Source organism: Yoonia sp. 2307UL14-13, from assembly GCF_037572755.1.
Lineage (GTDB): Bacteria > Pseudomonadota > Alphaproteobacteria > Rhodobacterales > Rhodobacteraceae > Yoonia.
In genome coordinates this window covers 473,458-486,097 of the sequence record NZ_JBBIFZ010000001.1, presented here as the reverse complement: position 1 = coordinate 486,097, position 12,640 = coordinate 473,458, and the positions used below count along the sequence as shown (strand labels likewise).

The window sequence follows — 12,640 nt, the reverse complement described above, 5'->3', positions numbered from 1 at the left end:
AAGTTATCCGGTCGCCCCATCACGGATCAGTTTCCAGTTGATCGCGTCGACCAAAGCATCGAATGACGCATCCACGATGTTGGCGCTGACCCCGACGGTCGACCAGCGACGGCCCTGCCCGTCCTCGCTATCGATGATGACGCGCGTCACCGCCTCAGTCCCGCCATTGGTGATGCGGACCTTGAAATCGACCAGTTTCATATCTTCGATCAGACGCTGATACGGGCCAAGGTCCTTCACCAATGCGCGGGCCAGCGCATTCACCGGCCCCTGATCGGACCCGTCCGGGCCCTGGCTTTCGGACACGTTCAGAAACTTCTGACCACCCACCTTGGTGACGACGACGGCTTCGGAAATCGACACCATCCTGTTGCGCTTGTCCTTGCGCCGCTCGATGGTCACGCGATAGCGTTTGACCTCAAAGAAATTCGGCAGAATCCCCAGTTCCTCACGCGCCAGGATTTCGAAACTCGCCTGCGCGCCGTCATAGGTGAATCCCTGCGCCTCCCGTTCCTTGATCCGCTCGACGATCCTTGGCAAAGCCGGATTCCCGGCGTCCACTTCGATCCCCATATCCGCCAACCGCGCCCGCAGGTTGGATTGGCCGGCCTGATTGGACATGGGCACAACGCGGGTATTGCCCACCGATGCCGGATCGACATGCTCGTAAAGGCCGGGATCCTTGGCAATGGCACTCGCATGCAGGCCCGATTTATGGGCAAAGGCCGATGCGCCCACGTAAGGCGCCTGCTTCGCCGGAACCCGGTTCAAGACATCGTCAAGCAGGCGCGACGCCTTGCGCAGCCCGCGCAAGGCATCCTGCGAGACGCCTGTTTCGAACATGCTGGCATAAGGTTCCTTAAGCAAAAGCGTCGGGATCAGCGTTGTCAGATTGGCGTTGCCACAACGTTCGCCAAGCCCGTTCAACGTGCCCTGGATCTGCCGACACCCCGCCATCACGGCGGCCAGAGACCCCGCCACGGCATTCTCGGTATCGTTATGTGTATGGATCGCCAGATGACCGCCCGGAAGACCGCTGGCGATAACGGCTTTCACGATATCAAAGATATCGTGTGGCAACGTTCCGCCATTGGTGTCACACAGCACGATCCAGCGGGCGCCCGCATCATACGCGGCATGCACGGCTTCCAGCGCATAATCCGGATTGGCCTTGTAGCCGTCGAAAAAATGCTCGGCATCGAACAGCCCCTCGCGACCCGCCGCCTTGATATGGGCAAAGCTCGCGCGCAGGTTCGCGGTATTGTCTTCCAACGACGTGCCAAGCGCCTTGGTGATGTGATAATCATGCGCCTTGCCAACAAGACAAACCGCTGGCGTTCCGGCATTCATGACCGCCGCCAATACGTCGTCATTCTCCGCCGAACGTCCGCTGCGTTTGGTCATCCCGAACGCCGTGAACGTCGCCTTTGTCTTTGGGGGCTGCGCGAAAAAGACCGTATCGGTCGGGTTCGCCCCCGGCCAGCCCCCCTCGATATAGTCGACACCCAGCTCATCCAGCACAGCCGCGATCTGATGCTTTTCATCCGCGGAAAACTGCACACCTTGCGTCTGGGCGCCATCCCGCAGCGTGGTGTCAAAGAGATAAAGACGTTCCCTCAACATCCCAACTCCCACAAAAATTTTTCAAAATTTTTGCACCCGCAAGAGTTTTCGTCACGAAAACTCTTCATCACACATCCCCCAACTTGGCCGCATCGAAATCCGGCCCCGGCACCCATGTCGCCTGCCCACCGACATCGGTGACCTGCACCCCCGCCGCGTTCAAAACGTCCCGCAGCGCATCAGCCCGGGTCCAATCCTTGGCAGCCCGTGCTTCGGCCCGCGCAGCCAGCAATCCATCGACCTGCGCGGCCACGGCTGGCGTCACGTCAGGTCCGGCCTCTCCCCCGTCGAACATGGGGATTGCGGCCCAGTCATTGATCAAACCCAGCATTTCCATTCCATGTGCGAAACCTGCCAAGGCGGCAGGCGTCCTGCCCTTTGCCAACACGTGAAGGCGCGCCATGGCACCCGGCGTGTTCAGATCGTTGGCCAGAACACCGATGAACTCCGCATCCGGTTCCCATTTGCCCTCTGCGCGCAATGCCGCCACCAGATCAGACCCAAAGCCGTGCCCGTGCAGGATGCCGTACCACCGGCGCAACGTCGCTTCGGCTTCCTCCCGCCGCTTTTCGGTCCAGTCCATCGTCTTGCCGTAATGGGTGCCCAGCATGACAAAGCGGATCACCTCGCCCGGGACGCCCTGATCAAGCAGATCGCGGACGGTAAAGAAGTTACCCAGGGACTTGGACATCTTCTTGCCCTCGACCATCAGCATCTCATTATGGATCCAGTAGCGCGCGAACTCACCCGACGGATGCGCGCAAGCCGACTGCGCGATCTCGTTTTCATGATGCGGGAACATCAGGTCGTTTCCGCCGCCATGAATATCAAACGTCTCGCCCAGCAGATCATGCGCCATGGCCGAGCATTCGATATGCCAGCCCGGGCGGCCATACCCCCATGGGCTGTCCCACCCCGGCAGACCGTCGCCCGAGGGCTTCCACAACACGAAATCCATCGGATTTCGTTTATAGGGTGCCACCTCGACCCGCGCACCGGCGATCATGTCGTCGATCGACCGGCCCGACAGCTTGCCGTAATCGGCATAGCTTTCGACAGCGAACAGAACATGGCCGTCGGCAGCATAGGCATGGCCCTTCTCGACCAAATCGCCAATCATCGCGATCATCTGCGCCATGTATTGCGTCGCACGCGGCTCGTGCGTCGGGCGCAAGGCACCCAATGCGTCCATATCCTGATGATACCACCGCGTCGTCTCAGCGGTAATGTCACCGATCTCCCGGCCGCTCTCGGCAGCCCGTGCGTTGATCTTGTCATCCACGTCGGTGAAGTTGCGGACATAAGTGATGTGATCGTCGCCATAGAGATGCCGCAGCAACCGAAACAACACGTCAAAAAGCAGCACATTGCGCGAATTACCCAGATGCGCGCGATCGTAAACCGTCGGCCCGCAGAGATACATGCGCACGTTCTGTGGATCGAGCGGCACGAATTCCTCGCGCCTGCGGGTCTTGGTATTGGTCAGCCGGATGGTCGTCATGATGCCTCACGCGCATGGGGTTGCGCCGCGGGCTTAACAACTTCAGGTCAGATGGAAAACGTGAAAGAGCAACCCGCGACAGATGTCAGCAGATAATAATGCAGCACGGAATGATGCAGATGCTCTTCATAATCTTGGTAATAAGCATGAGAACATGAGACGATCAAGAGAAAACGACCTCTTGAATATCTGCGTGATCGCACGCTCGGCTAGCGCATCACAAAATTGACGTATTTCTACGTATAAAACAACAATACCCTTTGAGGTATACATTAAAACAGCGTTTTCGGAGCTATGACCAAGCGCAAAAAACCGCAAGATTCAACAGATGAACGAGAACCTAACATGAGAATACCAATGCTCATATCCGCGTTGCTGCTTTCAGCCTGCGCAAAGACAGCGGACGATATCGGAACAGCCAATGTTTCTTCTTCAACTTACGACGCATTGTCATGCTCACAGATGAAAAGCCGCAGCCGGATGATAAACGAAGACTTGGCAAAGGCCGAAGACAGCCAGAACGGCGGTGCGCAGTTTGAAAATCTCATCATGCTTGGTGCTCTAAGCGGTGTTTCAAACGCACTCAGCGACACCGACGAAGACATTGCGACACTACGGGGCGAACAAATCGCCATCCGGCAGGCCTTCAAGGAACGTGGTTGCGTTGCATAGACACCAACAAAACCGATCCATCATCCCTGATGAATATCAGCCATCGCACTACGCAGAAGAAATCAAACAAACGGAAACACCAATGACACGACTAATCCTCATCTCTGCTCTTCTTCTTTCGGCCTGCGCTCGAACACCGGGCGGTATTGAAGCAGACAGTGTATCCAGTTCAAACTTCGACCTCTATTCATGCAACGAGATGCAGGTGCGCGCAGTAGAGATCGAAACCGAACTAGCAGACGCCGTTGATAATCAACGCGGCCTTGTGATGTTGGACACTGTCGCGACCCTTGGCATGTTACCTGTCTTCTCAACTGCGCTAAGCGAAGATGACGAGGCCATTGCAAGGCTCCGCGGAGAACGCATCGCGATCCAGCAAGCACGTCAAGAGCGCGGCTGCCGAGGTTAGCCAACGCATCAAACCATAGCGTTTGGTACATCGTGCCAAGTGAGGTGAAATCAACGCCCGACCACATGGTCGGGCGGCATGACGACGATGCGGGACAACATCGGCATGCAAAACCTCTAGCTGTTCGACATTTCCACCATCTTCGCGACAGTATTCAGGTTCCGTGCCGTGGCTTCTACACCCAGCAGGCGCTCCATCTTGGCGGCCAGTTTTGAACGGCCAATACCATCAGGCGCGTAAAGCCAGACGGTTTGGCCATTAACGGCCACTTGCTCGTTTGGCGCGCGCATGGCATCGACACCCGCTTGATCAAGCTGAGGCGGGCCATGGCATAAATACGCATGCACGGCCTTTCCGGCATCACGCGGAAATGGACAGCTGTCGAGCACCCCGCGCATCATCTTATCATTCAGTACCAGAACGGGCACAACAAAACCAAACACTTCAGCCATCCCTGACTGAAGCATCTTTGCAATGTCGTCCGCGCGCCCTTCGGCCTCGAAAACCACATTGCCCGACGCGATATAGGTGCAGACATCTTGGCCCGACAACCGCTCGGCCACGATGCGACGCAAATCCATCATCGGCACCTTGCGATGCCCGCCCACATTGATTCCGCGCAGAAACGCCACCCATTTCGCCATTGTCAGCCCCCGTCGCCTGCGGCATCCTGACCACATGTCACGCGAAATGGTCAACCAAATCTGCAGCGAAATGCCCAGTGCCGTGGCCTCCGACCCTACGACCGAGCTTGACAGCTGGAAAGTCGGCGGGAAGATGTTCGTCTGTTTCGGTGAACGGATCGACGGCTTCGCCGCCAAAACCGACAGCGTCGACACCGCGCAAATGCTGATCGACGCAGGCGCGGCGACCAAGGCGCCCTATTTCCACAAAAGCTGGGTCCTGGTTCCGTTCGACGCCGCAGAGGACGAGATGCGGCATCGCATCCAGACCTCTTACGACCTCATCTTCAAAGGGCTGACCAAAAAGGCGCAGGCCGAGATCAGCGGTAGCTGACCACCTCGAACTCGACCCCATCGTGATCATGAAAATAGAACCGGCGACCGGGTTCGTAATCGCCGTGGGAATGCGGCTGATAGCCCATCGCCAGCACCTTTTCTTCGGTCCCGTCCAGATCATCCACGACCACACCGATATGGTTCATGCCGCCACGGGTCATGTAGCTGGCATCGCCTTTCGGCACGGTCTGTTCAGGATTGGACCCCGAATAAACAGCGACATAGCTGTCATCGCTGCCCACATGCACCGTATAGCCCGCGCCATCCATGGCCGACCCTTCCCAACGGGTTTTCCACCCAAACAACTCCGCCAGCATCGCGGCGGTCTTCTTGGGGTCTGATACAGTGATATTCACATGTTCCAACTGTGCCATGGTTCAAATTCCTTTCCGAAACCAGTCATTCACGCGCTTAACGACAGAGGGTCGGCGCGGCGTTGCAGGCGCCTCAAAGCATCCGCATTCCAGATCATGCCCCCAGCCCATGCCATCACGTTTCATCGCGGCAAGGGCTTGAGGGTCAGCACAGTAACGCTGTGTTGGCTTCTGTCGCATCGCTTTCTCCTCTTTCTTTCAAAACGCAAACCTGTTCTAATTTCTCAAGTTAACTTGAGATCAAGGATTATTTTCATGACCCAGGGACTAGCGATCGGAGACCTGGCCTATCGCACCGGCCTCGCCGTGTCGGCGATCCGGTTCTACGAAACGCATGGCATCGTCAAACCCTTACGCAACAAGGGCGGACACAGGCGCTACGGGCGGGCGGACATCCGGCGATTGTCCTTTGTGATGGCGGCGCAAAAGCTAGGCTTCCCACTCTCTGACATCGCCGAACACCTGCACGCCCTGCCCGATCACAAAGCCCCGACCAAGGCCGACTGGACCCGGATCAGCAAAGGTTTCCGCAAAGAAATCGACCAGCGAATCGCGGCACTGGAAGAACTGCGTGACAAACTCGACGGCTGCATCGGCTGCGGCTGCCTCAGTCTCAAATCCTGCGCGCTCTATAACCCCAAAGACGTCAAAGCGACCGAAGGCCCCGGCCCCCGGAACCTCAAGCAACTGCCGGGTTGACTTCGCCTATCTGCACGCGCTCCATCTGCGCATGAACCTTTCGACACGCATAACGAACATCACCGGCGGTGGGTCAGACGGTTGGGATGTGTTCTACAAGGCCCGACGGATGATCGCGGCGGGGACGCAAGTCGCCGAACTGACCATCGGCGAACATGATATCCGCACCGCCCCCGATATCCTCAAGAATATGCATCAGGCCGCACTGGGCGGGCATACAGGCTACGCCGCCGTCCCCGGCACGCTATCGCTGCGGAAAACCGTCGCTGATCGGATCGCCGCGCGAACCGGCGTGCCCACAACCGCCGACAACATTCTGATCACTCCTGGCGGTCAAGCTGCCCTCTTCGCGGCGCACATTGCCGCCTGCGATCCGGGCGACACTGCGCTTTATATCGATCCCTACTACGCCACCTATCCCGGCACGATCCGCGGGGCGGGCGCGATGCCGCGGGCCATCGTCACTGATCCGGCGCAAAATTTCGTGCCGAATATGGATGTCTTGGCCAAAGCTGCACCCGCAGCAAAGTCCCTCCTCATCAACACACCAAATAATCCAACCGGATTTATCTACAATCAGCACATTCTCGAACAGATTTCGGGTATCTGCCGTACCCACAATCTTTGGCTCATCTCTGACGAGGTCTACGACACCCAAATCTGGGACGGCACCCATATCAGCCCGCGCCAACTTCCCGATATGGCCAACCGCACGCTCGTCATCGGCTCCATGTCCAAAAGCCACGCCATGACCGGCAGCCGGATCGGCTGGATCTGCGGGCCGGCAGCGGCAATCAGCCACCTCGCCAACCTCGCCACACATACAACCTACGGCGTGCCCGGCTATATCCAGGACGCCGCCGAATACGCCCTGCAGCAAGGCGCAGCGTTAGAGGCCGAAATCGCCGCCCCATTCAACCGCAGACGTCAGATCACCATGGATGCGCTCAAGGCACAAAACATGGTCAAGGCCATCCCGGCCCAAGGCGCCATGTACGTCATGCTCGACATCCGTGCGACCGGCCTCAGCGGCATCAATTTCGCCAACACGCTGCTCGACACGGAACATATCGCGGTCATGCCCGGCGAGAGCTTCGGGCAAGCCGCGGCCGGGCATGTCAGGGTCGCAATGACGATCGACGATGACCGTTACGCCAGCGCTCTGCAAAAGCTGATCACCTTCGCCCAAACCAACGCCGCCTGAACAATGAGGAGACCAAAATGACCCATCCCGCCGAAACCTTCCGCGCGCTCCACGTCAAGGGCGATCCGTTCATTCTGGCCAATGTCTGGGACCTTGGCACCGCCAAGATGATGCAGGCCATGGGGGCCAAGGCGCTTGCCACATCTTCCGCCGCCCACGCCTTCACATTGGGCAAACCCGACGGGGTCACCCGGGACGAGGCACTAAGTCACGCCGCGGACATCCTCTCTGTCGCCAAAGTCCCGGTTCAAGGCGATTTCGAAAACGGGTTTGGTGACGATCCCGACACCTGTGCTGAAACCGTGCGTTTGGCCGCGGAAATCGGCCTGGCAGGAATCTGTATCGAAGATATCGCCCTGCCCGACAATACAGCCTACGACTGCGACATCGCCATCGAACGGATCAAAGCCGCTGCTTCCGCTGCGAAGGCGCTCCCCAATGACTTCGTTCTCACTGCGCGCGCCGACGGTATCCTGCGCGGACAATACGACACCGACGAAGCCATCGCGCGACTGCAAGGGTTCGAAGCCGCGGGCGCCGATTGCCTCTACGCCCCGATCCCACCGGATATGGAGGCTTTGGCCAAAATCGTGTCGGCAACCAACGCACCGGTAAACGCACTTGTCGCGGGGCCCTACACGGCGCAAACGGTCAGTGATTTCGGCAAAATCGGCGTCGCCCGCATTTCTCTGGGGTCATCGCTCGCACGGATTGCCCATCGGGTCATGTACGACGCCGCAACCGAGATGTTCGAAACCGGCAGCTTCAACGCGCTCGGTCACAGCATCGGGGGCAAAATCGACCGGCTGCTCACATAAACGAAGCCCCGCAGCGGGGAGCTGCGGGGCTGTCTTGAGGACCACCTGCCACGGAGGGACAGTCGCGAGGCAGTCAGCGGTCCTTCGGGGTTCTTAGAAGCGGAACGATGCGCGCAATGTCGCTGTTGTCGCTTCGACATCCGTGCCATCGACGTAATCGTCAAACTGGTGCTGAAGCACTTCACCACCAAGCATGATACTGTCGCTCAGCAGGTACTTTGCACCGATACCGGCGAATGTGCCGTCATTGTCTGTATCCAATGCGTCCACGTCGTCTGAAGTCGTGGTCAGCTGTGCGACACCACCGGTGACATAGGGCAGAAATTGACCTGCATCATAGCCAAGCAGCACCTTCGCGCGTGCGACCGAGTCGACCTCGAAATTCGCGTCGTCGCCAACCTCAGGCTCGATGTTCGATAGGTCGTAATCGAGTTCGCCACCCAGAACCAGGTTGCCGAAATCATATAGATAGCCAGCGTGTACACCATACAACAGACCGGTTTCGTCCCCTGTGATCGGGTCATCACCGGCGTCATCTTCGGCCTCTACGCTGCCAAAGCCCAACTGCCCACCTGCATAAAATCCTGTCCAGTCAGTGCCAACAGGAACGACCGGTGGCGGTGCCACTGGTACGGGTGCCGCGACTGGCTCAGCAAGACCGCCCGCAGTTGCCATGCCGCCAAAGACGGCCAAAGGAAGGGCGACCAAAGTCGAGCGGACGATATTGTTTGTCGGTTTCATTTTATTCTCCGTTAATCGGGTTACCGTGACGTCTAACTGGCAGTTAATGACAAAAGTTCCATAGGGCTCACGCGCGTGTGATCGCCCTCGGCAGGAATTTGGATAAATATGGCGAAACTTGGGCCGATACTCGCGCAAAAATGAAACAATACTGTCAGTTTTTGTGATTTATTTCACGAAATCCGCAGGCAGCTTATCAGAATACGGCATTTTTACGGCGCCACTCAGCCAGTGAAAACATAACCACCTACCGCGGGCCGGGTGATTCCGGTCGTTCCCGGTGCCGAAATCGGCAACCCACGTGCCGCGCGCACCGCCAGATATGCGAAAGCCTGCGCCTCTAGCATATCGCCATCCATTCCCGCACTTTCAACCGCCGCGACATCACATGAGCAATCGCGCGCCAGCCAATCCATCATCGTTCGGTTTTTCCGGCCGCCTCCGGTGACATAAAGCATGTTTGGCCGCGTCGGACACAGCGCAAGAGCCTGCACCACGGCCCAGACCGCCGCCTGCGTCAGCGTGGCGACAGCATCGGCAAGCGCCATACCCGATACGGCACCGGACAAACGGCCAAACGCATTCCGATCCAACGATTTCGGCGGCGAGGTGGTGAAATACGGATCGCGCTGGAATGCCGACAGCACGGACGCATCTACGCGACCCTCCGCAGCCAACTTACCCCCGTCGTCATAGGGCACACCGGCCAACCGCTGCATTACATCGTTGATCGGGGCATTTGCCGGACCGGTATCGAAAGCCAGCAAGGCACCTTCCTCCTCGGGCCGGGAAAATCGCGGATCGACCCAGGTGATGTTGCCCACACCGCCGAGATTCAGAAAGGCGATCGGCGCATCGGCCCTGATCCAGTGCGCCAGCGCAAAGTGATAAAATGGGGCCAGCGGCGCACCCTGCCCGCCGCCACGCATATCGGCACTGCGAAAATCGCCGACCACCGGATACCCCAGCGACCGTGCCAGACGCCCCCCGTCTCCGCATTGGTGGGTTCGGCCGCGACCTGGATCATGGGCCAGCGTCTGACCATGAAAACCCGCAACATCGATCCCTTCAAAAGGTGCCATAACCGCCAGATGGGCTGCTTCGACAACCTCCTTTGCGGCTGAAATGTCATCCTCCGGCCAACGCCCCAAATGCGCCTGCAAGACCGCCCGCTCAGCTTTGCTGTAGGGCCGGTACGCTGTCGGTCCGAACCCCGCGATCCGCTCACCATCCGTCTGCAAAACAGCCGCATCGACCCCATCAAGCGACGTGCCCGACATCGTGCCAAGCGCGGTCACAACACCGTCCTTCAACATCTGCTTCCCCTTGGCAATCGACCTGACTATAGACTGCCCCACGCGAAACACGGGAACAAGCAGATGACGTACCACCCCAAATCCGATTTCATCGCCACGATGATGGAGCGCGGCTTTCTCGCCGACTGCACGGATTATCAGGGCCTCGACGAGGCGCTGTCGAACGGGGTGGTCCCGGCCTATATCGGCTATGATGCGACCGCCAAGTCGCTGCATGTGGGCCATCTGATGAACATCATGGTCCTGCGCTGGCTGCAAAAGACCGGGCACAAGCCGATCACGCTGATGGGCGGCGGGACGACCAAGGTCGGTGACCCCTCCTTCCGGTCCGAAGAGCGCCCGCTGCTCGATAACGCCGCCATCGACGCCAACATCGACAGCCTGCAAAAGGTCTTCGCCCGGTACCTCTCTTACGGCGACGCGCCCACCGACGCGATCATGCTGAACAACGCCGAATGGCTGGACGGCCTGAATTACCTCGATTTCCTGCGGGATATCGGGCGGCATTTCTCGGTCAACCGGATGCTGTCGTTCGAATCCGTCAAATCCCGGATCGACCGCGAACAATCGCTGTCCTTCCTCGAATTCAATTACATGATCCTGCAGGCCTATGATTTCCTTGAACTCAACCGGCGCTATGGCTGCCTGCTGCAGATGGGCGGGTCCGATCAATGGGGCAACATCGTCAACGGGATCGACCTGACCCGGCGCGTCGCCGACCAAGAGATATACGGGCTGACCACACCGCTTCTGACGACCAGCGATGGCCGCAAGATGGGCAAGTCGCAAGGCGGAGCCGTCTGGCTAAACGGCGACATGCTGTCACCCTACGAATTCTGGCAGTTCTGGCGGAACACGACCGATGCGGACACGGGTAAATTCCTGAAACTCTTCACCGAACTCCCGGTCGCGGAATGCGACCGCTTGGGCGCGCTGGAAGGGTCCGAAATCAACGAGGCCAAGATCATCCTCGCCAACGGGGTCACAACGCTCCTCCACGGTGCAGAGGCCGCCAAGGCAGCCGAGGCCACGGCACGCGAGGTCTTCGAAAAAGGCGGCGTCGGCGATGACCTTCCCACCCTGACGTTAAGCAGCGATGATGTGGGCGACGGCATTTCCATCGTGCAACTCATCGTCCGCGCGGGACTGGCGGGCAGCGGCAAAGAAGCGAAGCGTCTGATCAACGAAAACGGCGCCAAGCTGAACGATGAACCGCTGACGAATGCGGGTCTGATGGTCGATGCAGCTGCCCTCGAAAGCCCGATGAAACTCAGCGCGGGCAAGAAACGCCACGCGCTGGTCCAACTCGGCTAAAAGATCAGCAAAAGCACCGCAAACGGCAGCGTCACCACCACCGCCACGACAAACGCCCCGAAAATCGTGGGCCGTGGCGGTGGGGCTTTGACACCTAACACGGTGTTCGGCTCGGTTGCCCCCGTCATGGCCCCATTAACAAGTCATTAGGTTTCGAATGTCTTAACGGCGGCATGGAATTACCGCTGCAACAACATCCCCTGTTCAACGATGCGCTACGGCGTTTGGGGCGCAAGGTATCGGTCACCGACATCCCGGGCGCCGTCCCCCTGCACGTCATCCATCGCTTCGGGATCAGCTTCGCGGCACGTGGGCCAATTTGGACGGGCACGCCCGATATGGATGCATTGCGCCGGAACGGCCCACTGACCGTCAACGGCGATGACACAAACGACCTTGGCAAAGCGGGCTACCGACAGATCATAACAGCCGCACATGTCGCTGAGATCGACCTGACCGCCCGCCGGGCGCCGCATGCCAAATGGCGATACAACTTGCGCAAGGCGCAGGCAGCGGAAATCAGGGTAACGACGGAAACATTCTCGGCCAAACACCACTGGCTGCTGGACGCCGATCTGTCCCAGCAAAAAGCCAAGGGTTACCGCGCGCTCCCCCACGCGATCATCCACGCATATGATCCGGACAACGTGATCGTTCTGATAGCTTACAAGAAGAAGACCCCCGTCGCGGCAATGCTCTTTCTCTGCCACCAACCGGTTGCCACCTATCATATCGGCTGGAGCAACCATGATGGTCGCCGACACTGCGCGCATCATCTGCTCCTCGATCTGGCTGCGGAATACATCACCAAACAAGGCGTTACCCGCCTCGACCTCGGAAGCGTGGACACTGAAAACACCCCCGGCCTCGCCCGGTTCAAAATCGGCAGTGGTGCGCGGGTCAGGCCTCTGGGCGGCACCTGGCTCCGCTGCCCGATTTAGCTGGCACCC

General features: G+C 58.8%; 15 protein-coding genes. 8 read left to right on the top strand and 7 right to left on the bottom strand.

Going from position 1 to position 12,640, the window contains the following annotated elements; translation table 11 throughout:
• Positions 1-3 precede the first annotated feature (3 nt).
• On the bottom strand, positions 4-1,623 hold the full coding sequence (gene cimA / locus V8J85_RS02540; RefSeq protein WP_339951907.1) for a citramalate synthase: 1,620 nt from the start codon (positions 1,621-1,623) through the stop codon (positions 4-6).
• Between the two features lie 67 nt (positions 1,624-1,690).
• Positions 1,691-3,124, bottom strand: coding sequence for a cysteine--tRNA ligase (gene cysS, locus V8J85_RS02535; RefSeq protein ID WP_339951905.1), 1,434 nt, complete (start codon positions 3,122-3,124; stop codon positions 1,691-1,693).
• Between the two features lie 294 nt (positions 3,125-3,418).
• Here cysS and V8J85_RS02530 point away from each other — a divergent pair, with 294 nt between their 5' ends.
• Both V8J85_RS02530 and V8J85_RS02525 read left to right on the top strand, forming a co-directional pair.
• Entirely contained in the window at positions 3,419-3,796 is a 378-nt protein-coding gene (locus V8J85_RS02530; RefSeq protein WP_339951903.1) for a hypothetical protein, read from the top strand.
• Positions 3,789-4,205: a hypothetical protein gene (locus V8J85_RS02525; RefSeq protein ID WP_339951901.1), complete on the top strand. Its 417-nt coding sequence runs from the start codon at positions 3,789-3,791 to the stop codon at positions 4,203-4,205. Before V8J85_RS02530 ends, V8J85_RS02525 begins: the two co-directional genes overlap by 8 nt.
• Positions 4,206-4,321: 116 nt before the next feature.
• On the opposite strand, the gene V8J85_RS02520 is transcribed toward V8J85_RS02525, so the two are convergent.
• Positions 4,322-4,849 carry a DUF1697 domain-containing protein gene (locus V8J85_RS02520; RefSeq protein ID WP_339951899.1) on the bottom strand — a complete coding sequence of 176 codons (528 nt, stop codon included), beginning with the start codon at positions 4,847-4,849 and terminating at the stop codon, positions 4,322-4,324.
• Between the two features lie 34 nt (positions 4,850-4,883).
• Between V8J85_RS02520 and V8J85_RS02515 the strand changes: the two genes are divergently transcribed.
• On the top strand, positions 4,884-5,222 hold the full coding sequence (locus V8J85_RS02515) for an MmcQ/YjbR family DNA-binding protein (protein WP_339951897.1): 339 nt from the start codon (positions 4,884-4,886) through the stop codon (positions 5,220-5,222).
• Here V8J85_RS02515 and V8J85_RS02510 read toward each other — a convergent pair.
• Positions 5,209-5,598, bottom strand: coding sequence for a VOC family protein (locus V8J85_RS02510; RefSeq protein ID WP_339951895.1), 390 nt, complete (start codon positions 5,596-5,598; stop codon positions 5,209-5,211). The two genes, V8J85_RS02515 and V8J85_RS02510, sit on opposite strands and share 14 nt — an antisense overlap.
• A 255-nt stretch (positions 5,599-5,853) precedes the next feature.
• Between V8J85_RS02510 and soxR the strand changes: the two genes are divergently transcribed.
• Genes soxR through V8J85_RS02495 form a run of 3 tightly spaced genes read left to right on the top strand, consistent with a single transcriptional unit; the run spans position 5,854 to position 8,319 of the window.
• On the top strand, positions 5,854-6,297 hold the full coding sequence (soxR, locus tag V8J85_RS02505) for a redox-sensitive transcriptional activator SoxR (RefSeq protein WP_339951893.1): 444 nt from the start codon (positions 5,854-5,856) through the stop codon (positions 6,295-6,297).
• A 31-nt stretch (positions 6,298-6,328) separates the two neighbouring features.
• The gene (locus V8J85_RS02500) at positions 6,329-7,501 is read left to right on the top strand and encodes a pyridoxal phosphate-dependent aminotransferase (protein WP_339951891.1); all 1,173 of its coding nucleotides are present in this window, start codon (positions 6,329-6,331) and stop codon (positions 7,499-7,501) included.
• Between the two features lie 17 nt (positions 7,502-7,518).
• Positions 7,519-8,319 carry an isocitrate lyase/PEP mutase family protein gene (locus V8J85_RS02495; RefSeq protein WP_339951889.1) on the top strand — a complete coding sequence of 267 codons (801 nt, stop codon included), beginning with the start codon at positions 7,519-7,521 and terminating at the stop codon, positions 8,317-8,319.
• A gap of 93 nt (positions 8,320-8,412) precedes the next feature.
• Here the strand turns inward: V8J85_RS02495 and V8J85_RS02490 are convergent, their stop codons facing one another.
• Complete coding sequence (locus V8J85_RS02490; RefSeq protein WP_339951887.1) at positions 8,413-9,060, bottom strand: outer membrane protein; 648 nt, start codon at positions 9,058-9,060, stop codon at positions 8,413-8,415.
• Positions 9,061-9,284: 224 nt separating this feature from the next.
• On the bottom strand, positions 9,285-10,376 hold the full coding sequence (locus V8J85_RS02485; RefSeq protein ID WP_339951885.1) for an anhydro-N-acetylmuramic acid kinase: 1,092 nt from the start codon (positions 10,374-10,376) through the stop codon (positions 9,285-9,287).
• A 63-nt stretch (positions 10,377-10,439) separates the two neighbouring features.
• Here V8J85_RS02485 and tyrS point away from each other — a divergent pair, with 63 nt between their 5' ends.
• Positions 10,440-11,690, top strand: coding sequence for a tyrosine--tRNA ligase (gene tyrS, locus V8J85_RS02480; RefSeq protein ID WP_339951883.1), 1,251 nt, complete (start codon positions 10,440-10,442; stop codon positions 11,688-11,690).
• On the opposite strand, the gene V8J85_RS02475 is transcribed toward tyrS, so the two are convergent.
• On the bottom strand, positions 11,687-11,818 hold the full coding sequence (locus tag V8J85_RS02475; protein WP_339951881.1) for a hypothetical protein: 132 nt from the start codon (positions 11,816-11,818) through the stop codon (positions 11,687-11,689). The two genes, tyrS and V8J85_RS02475, sit on opposite strands and share 4 nt — an antisense overlap.
• Before the next feature lie 45 nt (positions 11,819-11,863).
• On the opposite strand from V8J85_RS02475, the gene V8J85_RS02470 reads away from it, so the two are divergent.
• The gene (locus V8J85_RS02470) at positions 11,864-12,631 is read left to right on the top strand and encodes a GNAT family N-acetyltransferase (protein ID WP_339951879.1); all 768 of its coding nucleotides are present in this window, start codon (positions 11,864-11,866) and stop codon (positions 12,629-12,631) included.
• The last annotated feature ends 9 nt before the right edge of the window (positions 12,632-12,640 follow it).

Excerpts from the sequence above, each read along its gene's own strand:
- cimA (WP_339951907.1), bottom strand. The coding sequence starts at position 1,623 with ATGTTGAGGGAACGTCTTTATCTCTTTGACACCACGCTGCGGGATGGC.
- cysS (WP_339951905.1), bottom strand. The coding sequence starts at position 3,124 with ATGACGACCATCCGGCTGACCAATACCAAGACCCGCAGGCGCGAGGAA.
- V8J85_RS02530 (WP_339951903.1), top strand. The coding sequence starts at position 3,419 with ATGACCAAGCGCAAAAAACCGCAAGATTCAACAGATGAACGAGAACCT.
- V8J85_RS02520 (WP_339951899.1), bottom strand. The coding sequence starts at position 4,849 with ATGGCGAAATGGGTGGCGTTTCTGCGCGGAATCAATGTGGGCGGGCAT.
- V8J85_RS02515 (WP_339951897.1), top strand. The coding sequence starts at position 4,884 with ATGTCACGCGAAATGGTCAACCAAATCTGCAGCGAAATGCCCAGTGCC.
- V8J85_RS02510 (WP_339951895.1), bottom strand. The coding sequence starts at position 5,598 with ATGGCACAGTTGGAACATGTGAATATCACTGTATCAGACCCCAAGAAG.
- soxR (WP_339951893.1), top strand. The coding sequence starts at position 5,854 with ATGACCCAGGGACTAGCGATCGGAGACCTGGCCTATCGCACCGGCCTC.
- V8J85_RS02500 (WP_339951891.1), top strand. The coding sequence starts at position 6,329 with ATGAACCTTTCGACACGCATAACGAACATCACCGGCGGTGGGTCAGAC.
- V8J85_RS02495 (WP_339951889.1), top strand. The coding sequence starts at position 7,519 with ATGACCCATCCCGCCGAAACCTTCCGCGCGCTCCACGTCAAGGGCGAT.
- V8J85_RS02490 (WP_339951887.1), bottom strand. The coding sequence starts at position 9,060 with ATGAAACCGACAAACAATATCGTCCGCTCGACTTTGGTCGCCCTTCCT.
- V8J85_RS02485 (WP_339951885.1), bottom strand. The coding sequence starts at position 10,376 with ATGTTGAAGGACGGTGTTGTGACCGCGCTTGGCACGATGTCGGGCACG.
- tyrS (WP_339951883.1), top strand. The coding sequence starts at position 10,440 with ATGACGTACCACCCCAAATCCGATTTCATCGCCACGATGATGGAGCGC.
- V8J85_RS02475 (WP_339951881.1), bottom strand. The coding sequence starts at position 11,818 with ATGACGGGGGCAACCGAGCCGAACACCGTGTTAGGTGTCAAAGCCCCA.
- V8J85_RS02470 (WP_339951879.1), top strand. The coding sequence starts at position 11,864 with ATGGAATTACCGCTGCAACAACATCCCCTGTTCAACGATGCGCTACGG.